Annotated in this window: 17 protein-coding genes; 9 read left to right on the top strand and 8 right to left on the bottom strand. The window is 72.5% G+C overall.

Going from position 1 to position 17,417, the window contains the following annotated elements:
• Positions 1-24: 24 nt before the first annotated feature.
• Entirely contained in the window at positions 25-570 is a 546-nt protein-coding gene (locus tag ACFYM0_RS31795) for a GNAT family N-acetyltransferase (RefSeq protein ID WP_388507345.1), read from the top strand.
• Between the two features lie 115 nt (positions 571-685).
• Entirely contained in the window at positions 686-1,126 is a 441-nt protein-coding gene (locus ACFYM0_RS31790; protein WP_388507343.1) for an NUDIX hydrolase, read from the top strand.
• Positions 1,127-1,128: 2 nt separating this feature from the next.
• On the opposite strand, the gene ACFYM0_RS31785 is transcribed toward ACFYM0_RS31790, so the two are convergent.
• Both ACFYM0_RS31785 and ACFYM0_RS31780 read right to left on the bottom strand, forming a co-directional pair.
• Complete coding sequence (locus ACFYM0_RS31785) at positions 1,129-1,512, bottom strand: DUF6086 family protein (RefSeq protein WP_388507341.1); 384 nt, start codon at positions 1,510-1,512, stop codon at positions 1,129-1,131.
• Positions 1,509-2,150: a trypsin-like serine peptidase gene (locus ACFYM0_RS31780; protein ID WP_388507339.1), complete on the bottom strand. Its 642-nt coding sequence runs from the start codon at positions 2,148-2,150 to the stop codon at positions 1,509-1,511. Before ACFYM0_RS31780 ends, ACFYM0_RS31785 begins: the two co-directional genes overlap by 4 nt.
• Before the next feature lie 366 nt (positions 2,151-2,516).
• Here ACFYM0_RS31780 and ACFYM0_RS31775 point away from each other — a divergent pair, with 366 nt between their 5' ends.
• Entirely contained in the window at positions 2,517-3,608 is a 1,092-nt protein-coding gene (locus tag ACFYM0_RS31775; RefSeq protein ID WP_388507337.1) for an alpha/beta fold hydrolase, read from the top strand.
• Positions 3,609-3,717: 109 nt separating this feature from the next.
• On the opposite strand, the gene ACFYM0_RS31770 is transcribed toward ACFYM0_RS31775, so the two are convergent.
• Positions 3,718-4,938 carry an amidohydrolase family protein gene (locus tag ACFYM0_RS31770; protein ID WP_388507334.1) on the bottom strand — a complete coding sequence of 407 codons (1,221 nt, stop codon included), beginning with the start codon at positions 4,936-4,938 and terminating at the stop codon, positions 3,718-3,720.
• A gap of 175 nt (positions 4,939-5,113) precedes the next feature.
• Between ACFYM0_RS31770 and ACFYM0_RS31765 the strand changes: the two genes are divergently transcribed.
• The gene (locus ACFYM0_RS31765; protein ID WP_388507331.1) at positions 5,114-8,311 is read left to right on the top strand and encodes a BTAD domain-containing putative transcriptional regulator; all 3,198 of its coding nucleotides are present in this window, start codon (positions 5,114-5,116) and stop codon (positions 8,309-8,311) included.
• A 186-nt stretch (positions 8,312-8,497) separates the two neighbouring features.
• Positions 8,498-8,695, top strand: coding sequence for a hypothetical protein (locus ACFYM0_RS31760; protein WP_327253338.1), 198 nt, complete (start codon positions 8,498-8,500; stop codon positions 8,693-8,695).
• 221 nt (positions 8,696-8,916) lie between these two features.
• Here the strand turns inward: ACFYM0_RS31760 and ACFYM0_RS31755 are convergent, their stop codons facing one another.
• Positions 8,917-9,696, bottom strand: coding sequence for an IclR family transcriptional regulator (locus ACFYM0_RS31755; RefSeq protein ID WP_388507328.1), 780 nt, complete (start codon positions 9,694-9,696; stop codon positions 8,917-8,919).
• A gap of 160 nt (positions 9,697-9,856) precedes the next feature.
• On the opposite strand from ACFYM0_RS31755, the gene ACFYM0_RS31750 reads away from it, so the two are divergent.
• Positions 9,857-10,585 carry a class I SAM-dependent methyltransferase gene (locus ACFYM0_RS31750; protein WP_388507325.1) on the top strand — a complete coding sequence of 243 codons (729 nt, stop codon included), beginning with the start codon at positions 9,857-9,859 and terminating at the stop codon, positions 10,583-10,585.
• Between the two features lie 18 nt (positions 10,586-10,603).
• Here ACFYM0_RS31750 and sigJ read toward each other — a convergent pair whose 3' ends face one another.
• Positions 10,604-11,545 carry an RNA polymerase sigma factor SigJ gene (sigJ, locus tag ACFYM0_RS31745; RefSeq protein ID WP_388507322.1) on the bottom strand — a complete coding sequence of 314 codons (942 nt, stop codon included), beginning with the start codon at positions 11,543-11,545 and terminating at the stop codon, positions 10,604-10,606.
• Positions 11,546-11,748: 203 nt separating this feature from the next.
• On the opposite strand from sigJ, the gene ACFYM0_RS31740 reads away from it, so the two are divergent.
• A complete protein-coding gene (locus ACFYM0_RS31740) occupies positions 11,749-12,225 on the top strand; it encodes a carboxymuconolactone decarboxylase family protein (RefSeq protein ID WP_388507320.1) in 477 nt (158 codons plus the stop codon).
• Positions 12,226-12,323: 98 nt separating this feature from the next.
• Here the strand turns inward: ACFYM0_RS31740 and ACFYM0_RS31735 are convergent, their stop codons facing one another.
• Together ACFYM0_RS31735 and ACFYM0_RS31730 are read right to left on the bottom strand one after the other, a co-directional pair.
• Entirely contained in the window at positions 12,324-12,818 is a 495-nt protein-coding gene (locus tag ACFYM0_RS31735; RefSeq protein WP_388507415.1) for a DinB family protein, read from the bottom strand.
• A gap of 145 nt (positions 12,819-12,963) precedes the next feature.
• The gene (locus tag ACFYM0_RS31730) at positions 12,964-13,470 is read right to left on the bottom strand and encodes a hypothetical protein (RefSeq protein WP_388507318.1); all 507 of its coding nucleotides are present in this window, start codon (positions 13,468-13,470) and stop codon (positions 12,964-12,966) included.
• 225 nt (positions 13,471-13,695) lie between these two features.
• Here ACFYM0_RS31730 and ACFYM0_RS31725 point away from each other — a divergent pair, with 225 nt between their 5' ends.
• Together ACFYM0_RS31725 and ACFYM0_RS31720 are read left to right on the top strand one after the other, a co-directional pair.
• Positions 13,696-14,691 (top strand): GlxA family transcriptional regulator, encoded by a 996-nt coding sequence (locus ACFYM0_RS31725; protein WP_388507315.1) that lies wholly within the window; start codon positions 13,696-13,698, stop codon positions 14,689-14,691.
• A gap of 143 nt (positions 14,692-14,834) precedes the next feature.
• Positions 14,835-15,590, top strand: coding sequence for an MBL fold metallo-hydrolase (locus tag ACFYM0_RS31720; protein WP_388507313.1), 756 nt, complete (start codon positions 14,835-14,837; stop codon positions 15,588-15,590).
• A gap of 20 nt (positions 15,591-15,610) precedes the next feature.
• Here ACFYM0_RS31720 and ACFYM0_RS31715 read toward each other — a convergent pair whose 3' ends face one another.
• Positions 15,611-17,335, bottom strand: coding sequence for a FadD3 family acyl-CoA ligase (locus tag ACFYM0_RS31715; protein WP_388507310.1), 1,725 nt, complete (start codon positions 17,333-17,335; stop codon positions 15,611-15,613).
• Between the last annotated feature and the right edge of the window lie 82 nt (positions 17,336-17,417).

Here is a 17,417-nt window from a genome sequence, read left to right as displayed (position 1 = left end):
GGGCACTGGGTGAGCATCTCCGCGATGAGCAATGAACCTCTCCCCAAACGCGTCCGATTCGTCAAGCTCAACGCACAGGCCCTCAGGGCCCTTGCCGACGGTGACCTCGCAGGTGGCAGCGCCGAGGCCGGGGTGGCCCTCGACGAATACTTCGTGTCCGACCGCGCCCGCTGGATCTTCGGCTACCGCGCCGACCAGCTCGCCGAGGACCCGTCCGCGGCGCCCTGGACCACCCGGGCCGCAGTGTCGGAGCCGGACGGGACGGTCATCGGCGACGCCGGATTCCACGGCCCGCCGGACGGGGCGGGCGTGGTCGAGGTCGGCTACAGCGTCGTGTCCGCCTACCGCCGCCGGGGCTACGCCCGCGCCATGCTGACCGCCCTGCTGGCCAGGGCCGCCGAAGAGCCCGATGTCAGGACCGTCCGGGCCACGATCCGATCCGACAACACCGCCTCCCTGGCCACCCTTGCGGGCTTCGGCTTCACCCGGGTCGCCGAGCGGGGAAACGAGACCGACGGAATCAGCCTCGTCTTCGAACGCCCGGCGAACCCGTCGCAGCCACCCCTGTAGGCCTGGTCACGGGGCCGATCGCGCTTCGGCAGCGGCCAGCGCGTCCGGTCCCGGGCCGGCCCTCCGCCTCCATCACACCTCTCCCGCCCCGCGCACCCCCGTCGTACGCTGATCCATGCGAACTCCACGGCAGGCCGCAAGAATCGTCGTCCTCAACCCCGCCGGATCCGTTTTCCTGTTCCGCGAGAACAATGTGGAAGTCGGCATCCACTGGCTGCCGCCCGGCGGTGGCATCGATCCCGGGGAGACGCCCGAGGAGTGCGTGCGGCGGGAGTTGCGGGAAGAGACGGGCTGGACGGACCTGGAGCCGGAGCGGCTGCTCTGCACCTGGGAGCACGACTTCACGCACCAGGGCATCCCCGTGCGCCAGCACGAGCACATCTACGTGACCACCGGCCCGCACCGCGATCCGGTGCCGGAGTACCCCGAGGCCCACTGGCGGTGGCTGTCCCCGCGCAACCTCGCCACCCTCGGGGAGCCGCTGTGGCCCCCGCGCCTCGCGGAGCTTCTCGGCGAAGCCCCCGCCGAGCCCGTGCACTTGGGGCTGCTGGCCTGAGCTCAGCGCGGCATCCGCCGGGACAGCTCCCCGGCGGCCGCGCGCAGCAGGTCCGCGGCCGTGGACTCGTAGGAATTCCTCGGGCTCACCGGCCACTTCACCCGCGCCCCCGCCCGTTCCGCCAGCACCAGCACGGCGGCCACGAAGCCCTCGGAGAGGGCGCGGATCACGGCGTGGCCGGTGAGTCCGTGGCGGGTGATGAGGGCTTCGGCGAAGGGGCCGAGGGCGGCCGGGTCGATCTGGCACTCGTCGTTCTCCATCGGGCCGATGCCCGACGGGACGCCGAGTTCGGCCTCGAAGAGGGCTACTTGGCGGTGGAAGAGGCGGGCGGCGCCGTTCGAGGGGTTCCAGAGGGTTTCGTCGCCGAGGTCGTAGTACTGGCTCACCGGCCGGACCCGCCACCCGTCGCCCGGGCGTACAGCTGCGCCGCGTAGTCGTTCAGGATCGTGCTCGTCGAGACGTCGTCGGTGTCCCCGCCGGTCAGGACCCCGATGATCTTTCCGTCGGCCGCGATCCATGAGCTGCCGCTCGTGCCGCCGGGGAAGTCCGCGCAGTCGAAGCGCTGTTCCGTGGCGCTGAGCCGTACCGCGCGGGACAGGCAGGTGCGCGGGACCTTGCGGTCCGAGGGGTAGCCCGTCACCGTGACCTGCTCGTCCGTGCGGCCCGTGGTGTCGAGGACGGCGGCGCCGGTGACGTCCTCGATGTTGCGGCCCGAGGCGTCGGGGGCGAGGCGGGCGAAGGCGAGGTCGTAGTCGTCGTTCGTCCCGTCCGCCCAGCGCGGGTCCTCGAAGACCTCCGCGATCTTCCAGGTGCCGTACGGGGCCCGCCCGTCGGCGTACGCGGGTGCGAAGGTGGCTCCGCCTTCGCCGGCCCGGCCGGCGAGCAGGCAGTGGCCCGCGGTGACGATGAGGTTCCGCCCGGGACTGTGCACGACGGTCGCCGTACAGAAGTGGTTGCCGGTCACATCGCCCTCGAACAGCGCCCCGGCGAACGCCGCGGGCCCGCCAGTCGCGGGGGCTGACACGGACGGTCCGGGGGTCGCCCCACCGGAGGGCCGAGCCCGTTCTGGCGTTTGCGACTGCGATGGACGGCTGGTGGGGGAGCTCGTCGAAGGCGTCGCGTTCACGTGCGCGGCCGCCTTGCCGTCGCCGGCCGGGACCACCTTCGTCATGGCCGCGGACGCACCCAGCGCCGCCGCCGCACACAACACCGCGGTCACCACGGCCCGCTTGTCCATCACAGACAACCCTCCCCCAATTTGCTCCGGCGAAGCATGCCCTGCTCGCGGCAACCCCCGCAAGGGGGACCCCCGCCGTCGGCTATTGACACCGCTCCGGGCACCCTCCACACTCTTCTGTATCCACTGGAAACAGTTTACGGAGGACGCAAAATGATCGCCACCGTTGCCACCGTCGCCGCCACCGCCCTCGCCACCCCCGTGGCCGCTCTCCTCCCCCTCCTGGCCCACCGCGCCCTGCGCCGCGCACAGGCCGCCAAGACCCTGCGGATCGAGGCCGCGCACGGCATCGACGAGCAGGGCTTCGTCCGCATCGGCGGCATCGACCAGTGGATCTCGGTCCGCGGCGACGACCGGGCCAATCCCGTCGTCGTCGAGATCCACGGCGGCCCCGGCGCCGCCAACTCCATCCACACCTCGCGCACCCGCAGTTGGGAACGGCACTTCACGATCGTCCGCTGGGACATGCGCGGCGCCGGCAAGACCTTCGGGCACGGCGGCCCGCAGGGCCAGGGCGAGGCCACCTTCGAGCGGCTCTACGAGGACGCCCTGGAGGTCACCCGCCACGCCCGGGAACTGCTCGGCGCCGAGCGGGTGGTGCTCCTGGCCAACTCCTACGGCAGCGCCTTCGGACTGCGGCTGGCCCGCAACCACCCCGAGCTGTACTCCGCGTACGTGGGCACCGACCAGAACATCCACACCGGCGGCCGGGACACCTCCGCCCACGACGCCCTGCGGGAGCGGCTGCGCGCCGCCGGGAAGGCGAAACTGCTCGCACAGGTCGAGGCCATCGGAGCCGACCCGCACGCCTGGACCCCGCAGCAGCAGGCGGCGTACGCCAAGATCAGCGCGCAGAGCGACCCGCTGACGCTGGCCACGCTCAAGAAGGTGGTCCTGGGGTCGATGTGGCTGTCACCGCTGCACTCGCTGCGCGATCTGCGGGACTACTTCCGCGGGCAGAAGTTCTCGGAGCGGATCACCGAGGGGACGGCGGAGCTCGACGACCGGGCCGACGGCACGCGCTTCGAGATCCCGTTCTTCGTCTTCCAGGGCGAGCAGGACGTACTCACTCCGGTGGCCGCGGCCAAGGCCTTCTTCGACGAGGTCGAGGCCCCGGTGAAGCGGTTCGCCCTCATCGAGGACTGCGGTCACTTCGCCTCGTTCAGCCGCCCGGACCGCTTCCTGGACCTGCTCCTGGCCCATGTCCGTCCGGCGGTCACCAGCGGGCGCCCCTGCAGCGCGTAGAGGGCACGGCACCGCCTTCCAGGTTCCCGCCTCGATGAGCAGCCCCGGCCGGAGCGACTCCGGCCGGGGCTGTCCACTGGCACTGGCGGGCTCTGGCGGGCCCGGGCCGCTACGCCCCCGGCCAGAGGCCTTCCGGGGTCAGTCCCAGGAGGTCGATCGCGTTGCCGCGGACGATGCGGTCCACCACGTCCGGCGCCAGGTGGCCCATCTGGGACTCGCCGACCTCGCGGGATTTGGGCCACGTGGAATCGGAGTGGGGGTAGTCGGTCTCGTAGAGGACGTTGGCGACTCCGATGGAGTCGAGGTTCTTCAGGCCGAAGGCGTCGTCGAAGAAACAGCCGAAGACGTGCTCCGCGAAGAGCTCCGACGGCGGGCGCAGCACCTTCTCGGCGACGCCGCCCCAGCCGCGGTTCTCCTCCCAGACCACGTTCGCGCGCTCGAGGATGTACGGGATCCAGCCGATCTGACCCTCCGCGTACATGATCTTGAGGTTCGGGAAGCGCTCGAACTTGCCGCTCATCAGCCAGTCCACCATCGAGAAGCAGCAGTTGGCGAAGGTGATGGTGGAGCCGACGGCCGGCGGGGCGTCCGCCGAGGTGGAGGGCATGCGCGAGGAGGAGCCGATGTGCATGGCGATGACCGTGCCGGTCTCGTTGCACGCCTCCAGGAAGGGGTCCCACTCGTCCGTGTGGATGGACGGGAGCCCGAGGTGGGGCGGGATCTCGGAGAAGGCGACCGCGCGGACGCCGCGCGCGGCGTTGCGGCGCACTTCGGCGGCGGCAAGCCGGGCGTCCCACAGCGGGACGAGGGTGAGCGGGATGAGACGGCCGCGCGCGTCCGGGCCGCACCACTCCTCCACCATCCAGTCGTTGTACGCGCGCACGCCGAGCAGGCCGAGCTCGCGGTCCTTGGCCTCGGTGAAGGTCTGGCCGCAAAAGCGCGGGAAGGTCGGGAAGCAGAGGGCGGACTGGACGTGGTTGACGTCCATGTCGGCGAGCCGGTCGGGAACCGAGAAGGAGCCCGGGCGCATCTGCTCGTACGTGATGACTTCGAGCTTGATCTCGTCGCGGTCGTAGCCGACGGCCGTGTCGAGTCGGGTGAGGGGTCTGTGCAGGTCCTCGTACACCCACCAGTCGCCTATCGGTCCGTCGTCGCCCTTGGCCCCCATCACGGGGGCGAACTTGCCTCCGAGGAAGGTCATTTCCTTCAGGGGGGCGCGGACGACGCGGGGGCCGACGTCGTGGTACTTGGACGGGAGCCGGTCCCGCCAGACGTTGGGGGGCTCAACCGTGTGGTCGTCCACCGAGATGATCTTCGGGAAGGTCTCCATGCCCTCACGGTAGCGTCAATCTGACGAACCGTCAGCTAGTTGGGCGGGGCGGGATGCCGGATCCGCGGGGACGGGGGTCCGGATCCGTAAGGACTGGGTCCGTTACGGACTGACGTGTACGCGCAACACAGGGCAGACTGGCCCTTACACCTAGGGAAGGCAGGGGGGAGACCAGATGGACGGCACACCGGCCATCCCGCACCAGCGGAACCACCCCGAGTCCGGTGACACCGCCATTGCCGCCGCCGCGGGAACCGGAGTCGAAGCAGCGTCCGCCGCGGAACCCGGGACCGAAGCCACCGCCACCGCCGCGACCACCACGACCACCGACACCGGGACCCCGCCGCCGCCCTCCGCCGACGCCTCGGTCGACGCCGCCGACGCCACCGGAGGCAACCGGTTCTCCGTGCTCGGGCCCATCCGGGCCTGGCGCGGCGGCGAGGCACTGAGCTCCGGTACCCCGCAGCAGCGGGCGCTGCTCGCCGTGCTCCTGCTCCGCGAGGGGCGCACCGCGACCGCGCCCGAGCTCATCGACGCCATCTGGGGCGAGGACCCGCCGCAGCAGGCCCTCGCGACCATCCGTACGTACGCCTCCCGCCTGCGCAAGGTCCTCGAACCAGGGCTCCTCGTCAGCGAGTCCGGCGGCTACGCGATCCGCCTGCCCCACCCCGAGGCCCTCGACCTGGGCATCGCGCGCGCCCTCGCCGCCGACGCCGAGGCCGCCCGCGCCGGGCAGGCGAAGGGCGACAGCGGCAGGGGCGGCGCCGGCGCCGGCGCCGCGAAGGGTGCCCCCGGCGCCCCCGCAGGCAAGGGCGACCGCGCGCTCGCCCGTACGCTGCTGGCCCGCGCCCTGGACGTATGGGACGGCGAACCGCTGGCCGGCGTACCCGGGCCGCACGCCGACACCGAACGCACCAGGCTCGCCGAGTGGCGCCTCCAGCTGCTGGAGACCCGCCTCGACCTGGACCTGGATCTCGGGCACCACGCCGAGGCCGTCTCCGAACTCACCGCGCTCACCGCCGCCCACCCGCTGCGGGAGCGGCTGCGCGAGCTGCTGATGCTCGCCCTGTACCGCAGCGGCCGCCAGGCCGAAGCCCTCGCCGTGTACGCCGACACCCGCCGGCTCCTCGCCGACGAACTCGGCGTCGACCCGCGCCCCGAACTCGCCGAGCTCCAACGGCGCATCCTGCGGGCCGATTCCGAACTGGCCCGCGCCGAAGATCCCGCGCCGGCCGCCGAGCCCGTACACGTGAGGCCCGCCCAATTGCCCGCCACCGTCTCCGACTTCACCGGCCGGTCCAGCTTCGTCCGGGACCTGGGGCAGGTCCTCGCGGGCGCCGAGGGCCAGGTGATGGCGGTCTCCGCCCTCGCCGGCATCGGCGGCGTCGGCAAGACCACCCTCGCCGTGCACGTCGCGCACGCCGCCCGCCCGCACTTCCCCGACGGGCAGCTCTACGTCGACCTCCAGGGCACCGAGGCCCGCCCCGCCGAACCCGAGGCCGTCCTCGGCTCCTTCCTGCGCGCCCTCGGCACCCCCGACTCCTCCATCCCCGACTCCCCCGCCGAACGGGCCGCGCTCTACCGCTCCACCCTCGACGGCCGCCGCGTCCTGGTCCTCCTCGACAACGCCCGCGACGCGGCCCAGGTCCGCCCGCTGCTGCCGGGCACCGCGGGGTGCGCCGCCCTCGTCACCAGCCGGGTCCGGATGGCCGGCCTGGCCGGCGCTCACCTCGTCGACCTCGACGTGATGAGCCCCGACGAGGCGCTCCAGCTGTTCACCCGGATCGTCGGGGCCGAGCGGGTCGGCGCCGAGCGCCAGGCCGCCCTCGACGTGGTCGGCGCCTGCGGGTTCCTGCCGCTGGCCATCCGCATCGCCGCCTCCCGGCTGGCCGCGCGCCGCACCTGGACCGTCTCCGTGCTCGCCGCGAAGCTCGCCGACGAGCGCCGCCGCCTGGACGAGCTCCAGGCCGGCGACCTCGCCGTCAAGGCCACCTTCGAGCTGGGCTACGGGCAGTTGGAGCCCGCGCAGCAGCGCGCGTTCCGCCTGCTGGGGCTGCCCGACGGGCCGGACATCTCCCTCGCGGCCGCAGCGGCCGTACTCGACCGGCCGGAGCACGACACCGAGGACCTGCTCGAAGCCTTAGTGGACTGCTCCCTCCTCGAATCGGCCGCGCCCGGCCGCTACCGCTTCCACGACCTCGTACGCCTCTACGCGCGTGCCTGCGCGGAGCGCGACGAGCAGCCGCCGAGCGCGCGCGACGCCGCCCTCGACCGGGTGCTGGACTTCTACCTGGCCACCGCCGCCGGGGTGTACGGCCTGGAGCGGCCCGGCGACCGGCTCGTGGCCCATCTGTCGGCCACCCGCCACCCCGGCCTGGTCTTCACCGAGCCGCATTCCGCCCAGGACTGGCTGTACGCCGAGGCAGACCCACTGCTGGCGTGCGTACGGCAGGCCTCCGTCCGCACGACCGGGCGCGAGGACGTGCTGCGCCGGGCCGTGGACCTGCTGTGGGCGGCCAAGGACCTCGCCGAGTCGGGCGCCAACTCCAAGCAGTACGAGTCGGCCGCGACCGCGCTGCGCGACGCCGCCGAGGCCGCGAAGGACCCGTACGCCGAGGGGCGTGCCCGCACCACCCTCACCAACACCCACCTGGTCGCGGGCCGGTTCGCCGAGGCCGATGCCGAGGCCAGCCGGGCCATGGTGCTCGCCCGCGCCGCCGGGGACCTGCTTCCCAGCTGCTGGGCGCCCAACGACCGCGGCATCATCGCCATCTACGAGGGCCGCTACGACGACGGCGAGCGCTACCTGCTGGAAGCCATCGCGAACTTCCGTGCCGACTCCAACCACGTCGGCGAGGCCAGCGCCCTGTGCAACCTCTCCCGCATCCACGTGGAGCAGGGCCGGCTCGCCAGCGCCATCGAACTCGCCCAGCAGGGCATCGCCATCTACGACCGCATGGGGCTCACCCTGCGCCTGGCCAACGGCCGCTACGCGCTGGGCATCGCCCTCACGAAAGCCGAGCGGCTCTCCGAGGCGCACTCCCAGCTCAGCGACGCGCTCGCGCTGTTCCACGAAAACCGGCAGCCCTTGTGGGAGGGCGTGACACACTTCCGTCTCGCCATGGTCCACCTCGCGGCGCGCCGGCCCACCCAGGCGGCCTCGCACGCCGAACAGGCCATCGCCCTGCGGGGGATCGGCGGCGAGTGGAATCGCGCCAGGGTGCTGACCGTGCTCGGCAGGGCGCTGCGCCAGCTGGGGCAGCGGGACCGGGCCCGAGTGTGCTGGCGGGACGCCGAGGTGGTGTTCACACAGCTGGGGTCGCCGGAACTGGCCGAGGTCCGGGCGCTGCTGGCGGCGGAGATCGCCGCCTGAGCTGCGGCCCCGCGCCCCGCCCCGTGGCGCTGAACGAGGCGTTCATCGTTCGTTTATCACCATCCGCCAGGATGGGGTTCATCGACTCGACGTGCCGGGGGGGCACCGGAGTTGACTGCAGGACCACCCGTTCGGCGATCCGCGGGGGAATTGCCGAACGGGTCCTACCCACCATCAGGAGATCCGATGACGACGAACGAGAACGTCCTGCCGACCGACGGCAACATCACACCGCTCGACACCCAGCCTTCGGATGTCGACATCACACCGATGGACAACCACGCGGCGGGCGAGCCGATCAAGCCGCTCAAACCGCTCGACAACCACGCCGCGGGCGAGGACATCGTGACGATGGACAATCACGCGGCCGGTGGCGGCCTGTAGGTGGGGGTGTAGGCCTCGCAGACGCGTACGGCCCGGGAACACGGGGGAATCGGGGGATCCGGGCCGTACCGCAGGACGTACCACGGGGGGCCGCTGGCCACGGGGGGATCAGCGGGGTGCACGGGGGAACGGCGGCCGCGGTGGCCAGGAGGGGGACCACCGCGGCCGCCGTACGTGCGCGTGCATGTGTGTGCGGGGGGGGGCGAAGGCAGGGGCAGGGATCAGCCGCCGAGCCGGAGTAGCCGCTGCACGCCCCGCGCCGCCTCCCGCAGGGCCGGCGAGAACCGCTCCAGCTCCGCCCGCGTGATCAGGGACGTGGCGGCGGTCAGGCTCACGCCGCCCACCGGCACCCCGTCGCGGTCGAAGACCGGCACTCCCAGGCAGCGGACCGAGGGCTCGTACTCCTCGTCGTCGACGGCGTAGCCGCGCTCCCGGACCGTCCGGAGGTCGGCCGCGAGGCCCTCCCGGCCGGTGAGGGTCCACCGGGTCAGGGCGGGCATCCCGGTGGCCCGCAGGATGCCCTCGGCCTCCTCGGGCGGCAGGTGCGCGAGGACGGCCTTGCCGATCGCGGTGGCGTGCAGGGGGATGCGCGCACCGACGCGGGAGGTGGTCCGGCAGGACCCGGCGCCCTCGATCTTGCGGATGTACGTGAGCGCGTTGCCGCTGCGCAGTGCCAGGTGGACGGCCTGTCCGGTGCACTTCCGGAGGAACTCGAGCAGCTCGACGATCCCCTCGGGCCGGTCCGTGGAGATCTCGGCGGCCAGGGTGCGCAGCCGCAGGCCCACCCCGTAGCTGCCCTCGCCGTCGGTGACGGCGTAGCCCTGCTCGACGAGGGAGACCAGGATCCGGTAGGTGCTGGACTTGGGGACCCCGGCGGCGGCCGACAGCTCCGCGAGCCGGTGCGGCCCGCCGAACGCGGTCAGCGCCTCCGTGACCCGCAGGGTCTTCTCGAGGGCGCTGCTGCCGGTGGTCGCGGAGCTCCGGCCGGCGCCTTGCCGCACGCTCCGACCCGGCACCTCACTTCGTAGGGCACTGCCCACGGAATCCCCAAGGATTGGCAAAACGTATCGATTCACCCTACGTCACCGGATGCCCGTTTTGCCCGGGGCCGAAGGGCCTGAAATGCCACCCGCCCGCCCTCTCGGTCAATAGGCTGACCGTGTGTTCACCTCCCAGGGCCCGACCCTCCGCGAACTGGCCGAACAGGCCCTGTCCTCCATCGAGCGGGGCTACGACCTGCTGGCCCCGAAGTTCGACCAGACCCCCTTCCGCACCCCCGACCGCATGCTCGACGCGGTCGAGGAGACGCTCGCCCGCCACGAGGGCCCCTTCGACACCGGACTCGACGTGTGCTGCGGTACGGGCGCCGGCCTCGGCATGCTGCGGCGGCTGTGCCGGGGGCGGGTGACCGGAGTGGACCTGAGCTCGGGCATGCTCGCCGAGGCCGGGCTGGCCCATCCCGAGGAGCGGGTGGACCTCCTGCGGGCCGACGCGCGGGCCCTGCCCGCCGCGCTCGGGGACTCGTACGACCTGGCGGTCAGCTTCGGCGCCTTCGGCCACTTCCTCCCGGCCGAGCGTCCCGCCGTCTTCTCCGGGGTGCACGCGGCCCTGCGCCCCGGCGGCGTGTTCGCCTTCCCGATCGGCGCCCCGATCCCGCCGAGCCGCCCGGCGTGGTGGGCCCTGACCGGCTTCGACGCGGTGATGCGGGTGCGCAATGCCGTCTGGCGGCCGCCGTTCGTCATGTACTACCGCACCTTCCCGCTGGGCGGCGTACGCACCGACCTGCGCGCGGCCGGCTTCACCGTGGAGACGCTCCCCCTGGACCACTTCGGCCGCAGGCCGGACGGGACGCCGAGCTGGCGGCTGGTGCTGGCGCGCAAGGCGGGCTGAGCCCCGAGCCCTCCGCTCCTACTTCTCGGGCAGGCGGCCGATGCCGGAGACCGGCCCGAGGTGGCCGAGCTTGTCGGGGTTCCACACGGCGTGGACCGCCCGCACCACGCCGTCGAGGATGTCCAGCTCGACCACGCTGGCCACCCGCCCCTCGGCGTCGACGATCAGGGCTCCCGGCCGGCCGTTGACCACGGCCGGCCGCAGCGAGGCGCCGAGCGAGCGGAGCCGGCGCAGTCCGCCGATGAGCAGCCGTCCCACGCGATGCGGGTCGGTCACCGACTTCGAGACCGCCCGCACCTTGCCGCCGCCGTCCCCGCGGTAGACGACGTCGGGCGCGAGCAGGTCGAGCAGGGCGTCCATCTCGCCGCCCGCGGCGGCCTCGAAGAACGTACGGGCGAGCTCCTCGCCCTCCGCCCGCCGGGCCGGGGGAGGCGGGCCGTCGGCCGCCTTCGCACCGGCGGCGATGCGCTTCCGGGCCCGGGCGAAGATCTGCCGGCAGTTCGCCTCGGACTTGCCGGTGGCGCGGGCCACCTCCGGGTACGCGTACCCGAACACCTCGCGCAGCATGAACACCGCGCGCTCCACCGGGGACAGGGCCTCCAGCAGGACGAGGAAGGCCATCGACAGGGAGTCGGCCAGCTCGGCGTGCTCGGCCGGCCCCGGCCGGTCTTCCGACACGACGACGGGCTCGGGCAGCCACTCCCCGACGTACGTCTCCCGCCGCACTCGCGCCGAACCCAGGTGGTTGATCCCGAGCCGCGTCACCGAGGTGGCCAGGTACGCCTTCGGGGCGGCGATCTCGGTCCCGGCCCGATGGGCTCTGGTGAGTCCGAGGTACGCGTCCTGGACGATGTCCTCCGCGTCACCCACCGACCCGGTCATCCCGTAGGCGATGGAGAACAGCAGCGGCCGGTACGCCACCGCGTCCGCCACATCCGTCACACCCGTTGATTCGTGCACGAGAACCCTCCCCCGATTCACTGCGCGCCGCCCCGCAGGCTATCCGAGGACTCCGGCCTTATCGATCATGAAAACCATCCGTGACCCAGGTCACATCCACCCTCTGTCACAGCATGCGGAGGTGCCGTGTCTTAGAGGGAGAACAACGAAGACCACATACCCGTACACGCCACGAACAACGGCCGCCAGCAAAGGAATACGCCATGACCGCTCGCCTGAACCTCTTCGCCGACCCGGTCGCCGTCAAGGCGTGGAAGCACATCATCGCCGCGAGCAAGGCGCTCGGGGAGTCGACCCTGCCCGCCGCCACCCGCGAACTGGTGATGCTCCGCGCCAGCCAGATCAACGGCTGCGCCGGATGCATCGACATGCACACCAAGGACGCGGCGGCCGCCGGCGAGAGCGCGGTACGCCTCAACCTGGTCGCCGCCTGGCGCGAGGCCACCGTGTACACCGACGCGGAGCGCGCGGCCCTGCTCCTGACCGAGGAGGCCACCCGCATCGCCGACGCGGCCGGCGGGGTCAGCGACGAGGTCTGGGCGAACGCCACCAAGTACTTCGACGACGAGCAACTCGCCGCCCTGGTCACGCAGATCGCGCTCATCAACGCCTTCAACCGCGGCAACGTCATCGTCCAGACCCCGGCCGGCGACTACCAGCCCGGCCAGCTCCAGCACTGACCCCGCGCGCCGCACGGGCTGACCGCTTCGACGACTGGCGGGCCGGCCGCGGGCCTGTCGTGCGCTGATGGGGAGCGGGGTGCCTCAGTGGGCGGCGGCTATTTCGGCTGGTCGAGGATGTCGGCCAGGTGGTGGTGCAGCTCGTGCACCGTGTGCAGTGCGAGCCAGCGCAGTGAGCGCTCCGCGGGTTCGGGGTAGGTGTAGATCAGCGTGCGCTCCCAGTCGGAGGGCGACAGCCGGTCCAGCGCATGGGCGAACAGTGAGGCGGCGTCCTTGAGTTGGCGGGAGACGTCGTCGGGATTCTGGTCGGCGTAGCCGTCGTGATCGACGCGCTCGTCGCGCCCCATGGGCTCGGCGACCGGGGTGTCGCAGCGGCGGGCGGCCAGAAGGCGTTCCCGTTGGACGAGCAGTACGTCGCGCACGTGGCAGGCGTACTCGAGAGGCGCCCACACATCGTCGGCCGGACGTCGCCGAAGGGCCGACGCGTCCCCGCGCAGCACCTGCGCGTACGCCTCCGCGGTGCTCCTGATGAGGGTCGGCATCGTCGGAGCCAGGTCGAGCCTGTATTCGAAATCGCATTCCGTGCAAGCCATCACGCGGGGACGGTAGCAAGCACCCGAAGCCGGGGGCGGCGATATCCCGAGGGTTTGGCCATCAGGCGCGGGACCTGCAAAGGCTGTGGCAGCCCCGGCAGGTCCAGGTCCTCGCGGGCGTCTTGCCGGGCCCGAGCGGGTTCGGTCAGCGCTGGAGGTCGATCGTGAAGCGCCGCTCGCCCGGCGCGACCGTGTCGGCGTGGATCGAGCCGCGAGCGCGGTCGTACTTCCCGGTGCCGCCGGTGATCGCGTTGTCGAACGAAGGGGGAGGCCCCGGGACGAGGTGGCCGAAGACCATCCCCTGTGCGGCGATCTGACCGCCCGGGAGGGTGTAGGTCACGACGCACGCCTCCGCGCCGCCGTCGGAGACCCGGGTGGTCGTGCAGGTACCGCCGGTCTCACCGACCTGATTGCCGTCCTTGTCGAAGAGGAGCGAGCGGAAGACGGTCCGGTCGCCCTGGGCGGCCGGGCCGCCGGGGTTGACGGGGAAGCGCGACTGCTCCGCGAGCTTTCCGGTGAGGGTGATGACCCGGTCCTTGCCCTTGTCGTGGTCGGAACCGGTGTCCGCCGCGACGGCCGACGCGACGGGGGCGCAGAGAAGGGCGACCAGTGCCGTGGCCGTGCCGAGACAGGCTGCTCTGAGGGAACGCATCGTGTGACTCCTGAGGTCGATGCCCATGGATGGTCAGACCACGCATTCATAGCCGCGGCTCCGCGGCCGCCCCCGGCGCCCCTGCGCGACCCACCGGAAGATCCGACCGATCGGAGCAGCCCGGGACGGGAGCCGCCGGGCGGGATCTCCGCGGCCTCACGGCGTGGCCGGATCTGACAGAAGCTCGTCATTGCGGCCATCGATGCGGGGGGAAATGATCGGCGCATGCCCGTACCGCCCGTACCGCCCGTACCGCACAGAGTCGTCATCGTGGCCTTCGCCGGTACCGAACTGATGGACGTCACCGGACCGGCCGAGGTGTTCTCGGTCGCCACACGCGTCGCCGGCGTCACCCGCCCCGGCTATCTCGTCCGGATCGCCACGGCCGACGGTGGACCGGTGACCACCTCCAGCGGCGTCCGGCTGCTGGCGGACCTGTCCCTCGACGAGGTGCACGGCCGGGTCGACACCCTGCTCGTGGCCGGTGCGGTCGAGCTGGTGGGCGACGGGGTGGAACCGGTGATCGACGGCGAGGTCACCGCCTGGCTGCGCGAAGCGGCCCCGCCGGCGCGCAGGACCGGGTCGATCTGCGCGGGTGCGCACCTGCTGGCCGCGGCGGGCCTGCTCGACGGGCTGTCCGCCACGACCCACTGGCTCACCGCCGCACGGCTGGCCGCCGACCATCCCCGGGTGGCCGTGGATCCGGACCCGATCTTCATCCGGTCCGGGAGCGTGTGGACCTGCGCCGGTGTCACTTCGGGGCTGGACATGGCGCTGGCGATGGTCGCCGAGGACCACGGCCAGGCCCTCGCCCTGGCCACCGCACGCATGATGGTCATGTACGTCAAACGCTCGGGCGGGCAGAGCCAGTTCAGCGTTCCGCTGTCCGCCCCGGTCACTTCGGGGGACCGGATCGACGACCTGCGCCTGTGGATCGCCGACCACCTCACCGAGGACCTCACCGCGGAGGCCCTGGCCGCACGGCTGCACCTGAGCGTGCGGCACTTCTCCCGGCTGTTCCGGCTGCGTACGAACGGTACGCCCGCCGCCTATGTGGAATCCGCCCGCCTGGAAGCCGCCCGGCGGCTGCTGGAGGAGAGCGACGGCAGCCTGCCGGAGGTCGCCGCGGCCAGCGGCCTCGGCTCGGTGGAGACCTTGCACCGCTCCTTCCAGCGCCGGCTGGGGACCACTCCCGCCGAATACCGGCGCCGGTTCCGGTAGCCCCGGCACACCCCCGCGTTCCGTCCCCACCCCCATATCCGCCCCGCACCATCCGCCGGCGGCCCGGCGGATCCCCGGCATGCCCGCAGTCACCTGTCGCCCGCTGCCTGCCGCCTGCCGCCTGCCACCTCATGGAGGACGCCATGTCCCGTACGAAGGTCATCCCCATCCCCGTCATGGGACGAACGGCCATCAACGCCTACCTGCTCCTGGGCCGACGGCCCGTGATCGTCGACGCCGGGACGCCCGGCAGCGGCCGGAAGATCTACGACCGGGTCACCGAGCACGGAGTGGACCCCCGCGAGGTCTCCCTGATCGTCATCACCCACGGCCACATCGACCACTTCGGCTCCGCCGCCGAACTGCACCGGCTCACGGGCGCGCCCGTCGCCGGCCACATCGCCGACCTCGGGCCGTACCGCAGCGGCCGGGTCCGCGAACCGTACCTGCCCACCGGTCCGATGGGCCGCGTCATGGACCGGAGCAAAGACCTGCACGCCCAGGCCGAACCCCTCGACCCCGACATCCTGATCCGCGGTCGGACCCCCCTCGAGGACTTCGGGGTCTCCGCCCGCATCATGCCCACCCCGGGACACACCGCCGGGTCGGTCTCCGTCCTCACCGACGACGGAGACCTCGTCGCCGGTGACCTGGTGGCGAACTCCTTCATGGGTCTCATCCCGGGCAAGCCGGCCAATCCCCCCTTCCACGACGACCCGCGGCGCAACCTCACCAGCCTCCGCGGAATGCTCGCCCTCGACCCGACCAGGCTCCACGTGGGCCACGGCGCCCCCCTGGACCCCGACCGGGTCCGCCGCTGGGCCGACCGGGAGCACGCCCGCCTGTCGAAGCGCGAAGCAGCGGGCCGGATCGCCACCCGTGCCGAGGAGACGATCTGACCCGGGCCCCGCCGTCGCCCTCAGCGGGTGCGGAGTTCGCGTTTGAGGACCTTTCCGCTCGCGTTGCGCGGGAGTTCGGAGACGAACTCCACCTCGCGCGGCACCTTGTAGTTGGCCATCTCCCGGCGGGACCAGGCGATCAGGTCGTCCGACGTGAGGACCGCTCCGGGGCGGCGGACCGCGTACGCCTTGCCGACCTCGCCCAGCCGCGGGTCGGGGATGCCGACCACGGCGACATCGGCGATGTCCGGGTGCAGGCCGAGCAGTTGCTCGATCTCGGCCGGGTAGGCGTTGAACCCGCCGACGATGAACATGTCCTTGATCCGGTCGGTGATGCGCAGGTTCCCGGCGGCGTCGAGCACGCCGACGTCCCCGGTGCGGAGCCAGCCCTCGGGCGTGATGGCCTCGGCGGTTTCGGCCGGGTCCTCGAAGTAGCCGCGCATGACGTTGTGGCCCCGCACCCACACTTCGCCGGCCCGGCCCGTGGGCCGGGCCGCGCCGTCCGGGTCCACGATCCTGACCTCCGTACCGGGGATGGCCCGGCCCGAGGTCGACGCGATGATCTCCGCCTCGTCGCCGCGGCGGCACATGGTGACGATGCCGCTGGCCTCGGAGAGCCCGTACGCGGTGAGGACCGTGCCGATGTGCAGCTCGCCGCGGAGCCGTTCCACGAGCTGGAGCGGGACCACGGCCGCGCCGGTGACGACCAGGCGCAGGGCGGAGAGGTCGTGGTGGTCGCGCTGGGGGTGGTCGAGGAGGGACTGGTGGAGGGTGGGCGGGCCGGGGAGTACGGAGATCCGCTCGGCGGCGATGTTGGCGAGGACGGTGTCCACGTTGAAGACGGGCTGGGGGACCATCGTGGCCCCGCGCATCAGACAGGCGATGACCCCGGCCTTGTAGCCGAAGGTGTGGAAGAAGGGGTTCACGATCAGGTAGCGGTCACCCTCGCGCAGTCCGGCGAGCTCGCTCCAGACCTCGTAGCAGCGCAGGGACTGGGCGTGGGAGATCACGGCGCCCTTGGGGCTGCCGGTGGTGCCCGAGGTGAAGATGATGTCCGAGGGGGCGGTGGCGGGGATCGCGTCCGTACGGGCGCGGACGGCCTCGGCGGATACGGAGTCCCCGCCGGTCAGGAACTCCTTCCAGGTGCGGAAGGAGTCCGGGGCGTCGTCCGACAGGACGACGACCTGCTCCAGGTGCGGCAGGCCCGGCAGCGGCCCGGAGCCCTCGCCCTCGGCGGCGGCGCGGCGCAGGGAGGCGACGTAGGAGGTGCCGAGGAAGGTGCCGGTGACGAAGAGGAGCCGGGCGCGGCTGCGCTGGAGGACGTAGGCGGCTTCGGAGCCCTTGAAACGGGTGTTGAGGGGAACGAGGACGGCTCCGGCGGAGACGGCGCCGAGGGCCGAGACGATCCATTCGAGGGTGTTGGGCGCCCAGACGGCGACCCGGTCCCCCGGTTCCACCCCGGCTGCCATGCAGGCGGCGGCGGCCCGTTCGACGCGCTCGCCGAGCTGCGCGTAGTCGATCCGGACCCGCCCGTCGACGACGGCCTCGCGGTCGGCGTACCGCGCGGCGGCGTCCCGGACGAGGCCCCCGATGCTGACCCACGCCAGATCCCCGCGCCGTGCGGCCTCGCCGCCGGCGGCCTCGGCGCCGACGACCCCGCCGCCGGGCCGGGTCGGTCCGGGCCGGGGCCCGGGGACCGGTCCGTTCTCCGTCGCGCCAGCGACCCCGCGTGTGTCCTCGGTCATCGTCCGCCCCTCACTACGACACCAGTAGCTGACTATCCGTCAGATTAGCTGTAGCCTTCGCGGCTGTCAGTACTGGTGCACC

The organism is Streptomyces sp. NPDC006487, from assembly GCF_042870555.1.
GTDB lineage: Bacteria > Actinomycetota > Actinomycetes > Streptomycetales > Streptomycetaceae > Streptomyces.
The sequence above is the reverse complement of the archived record's forward strand: the minus strand, read 5'-3'. Positions and strand labels throughout refer to the sequence as shown.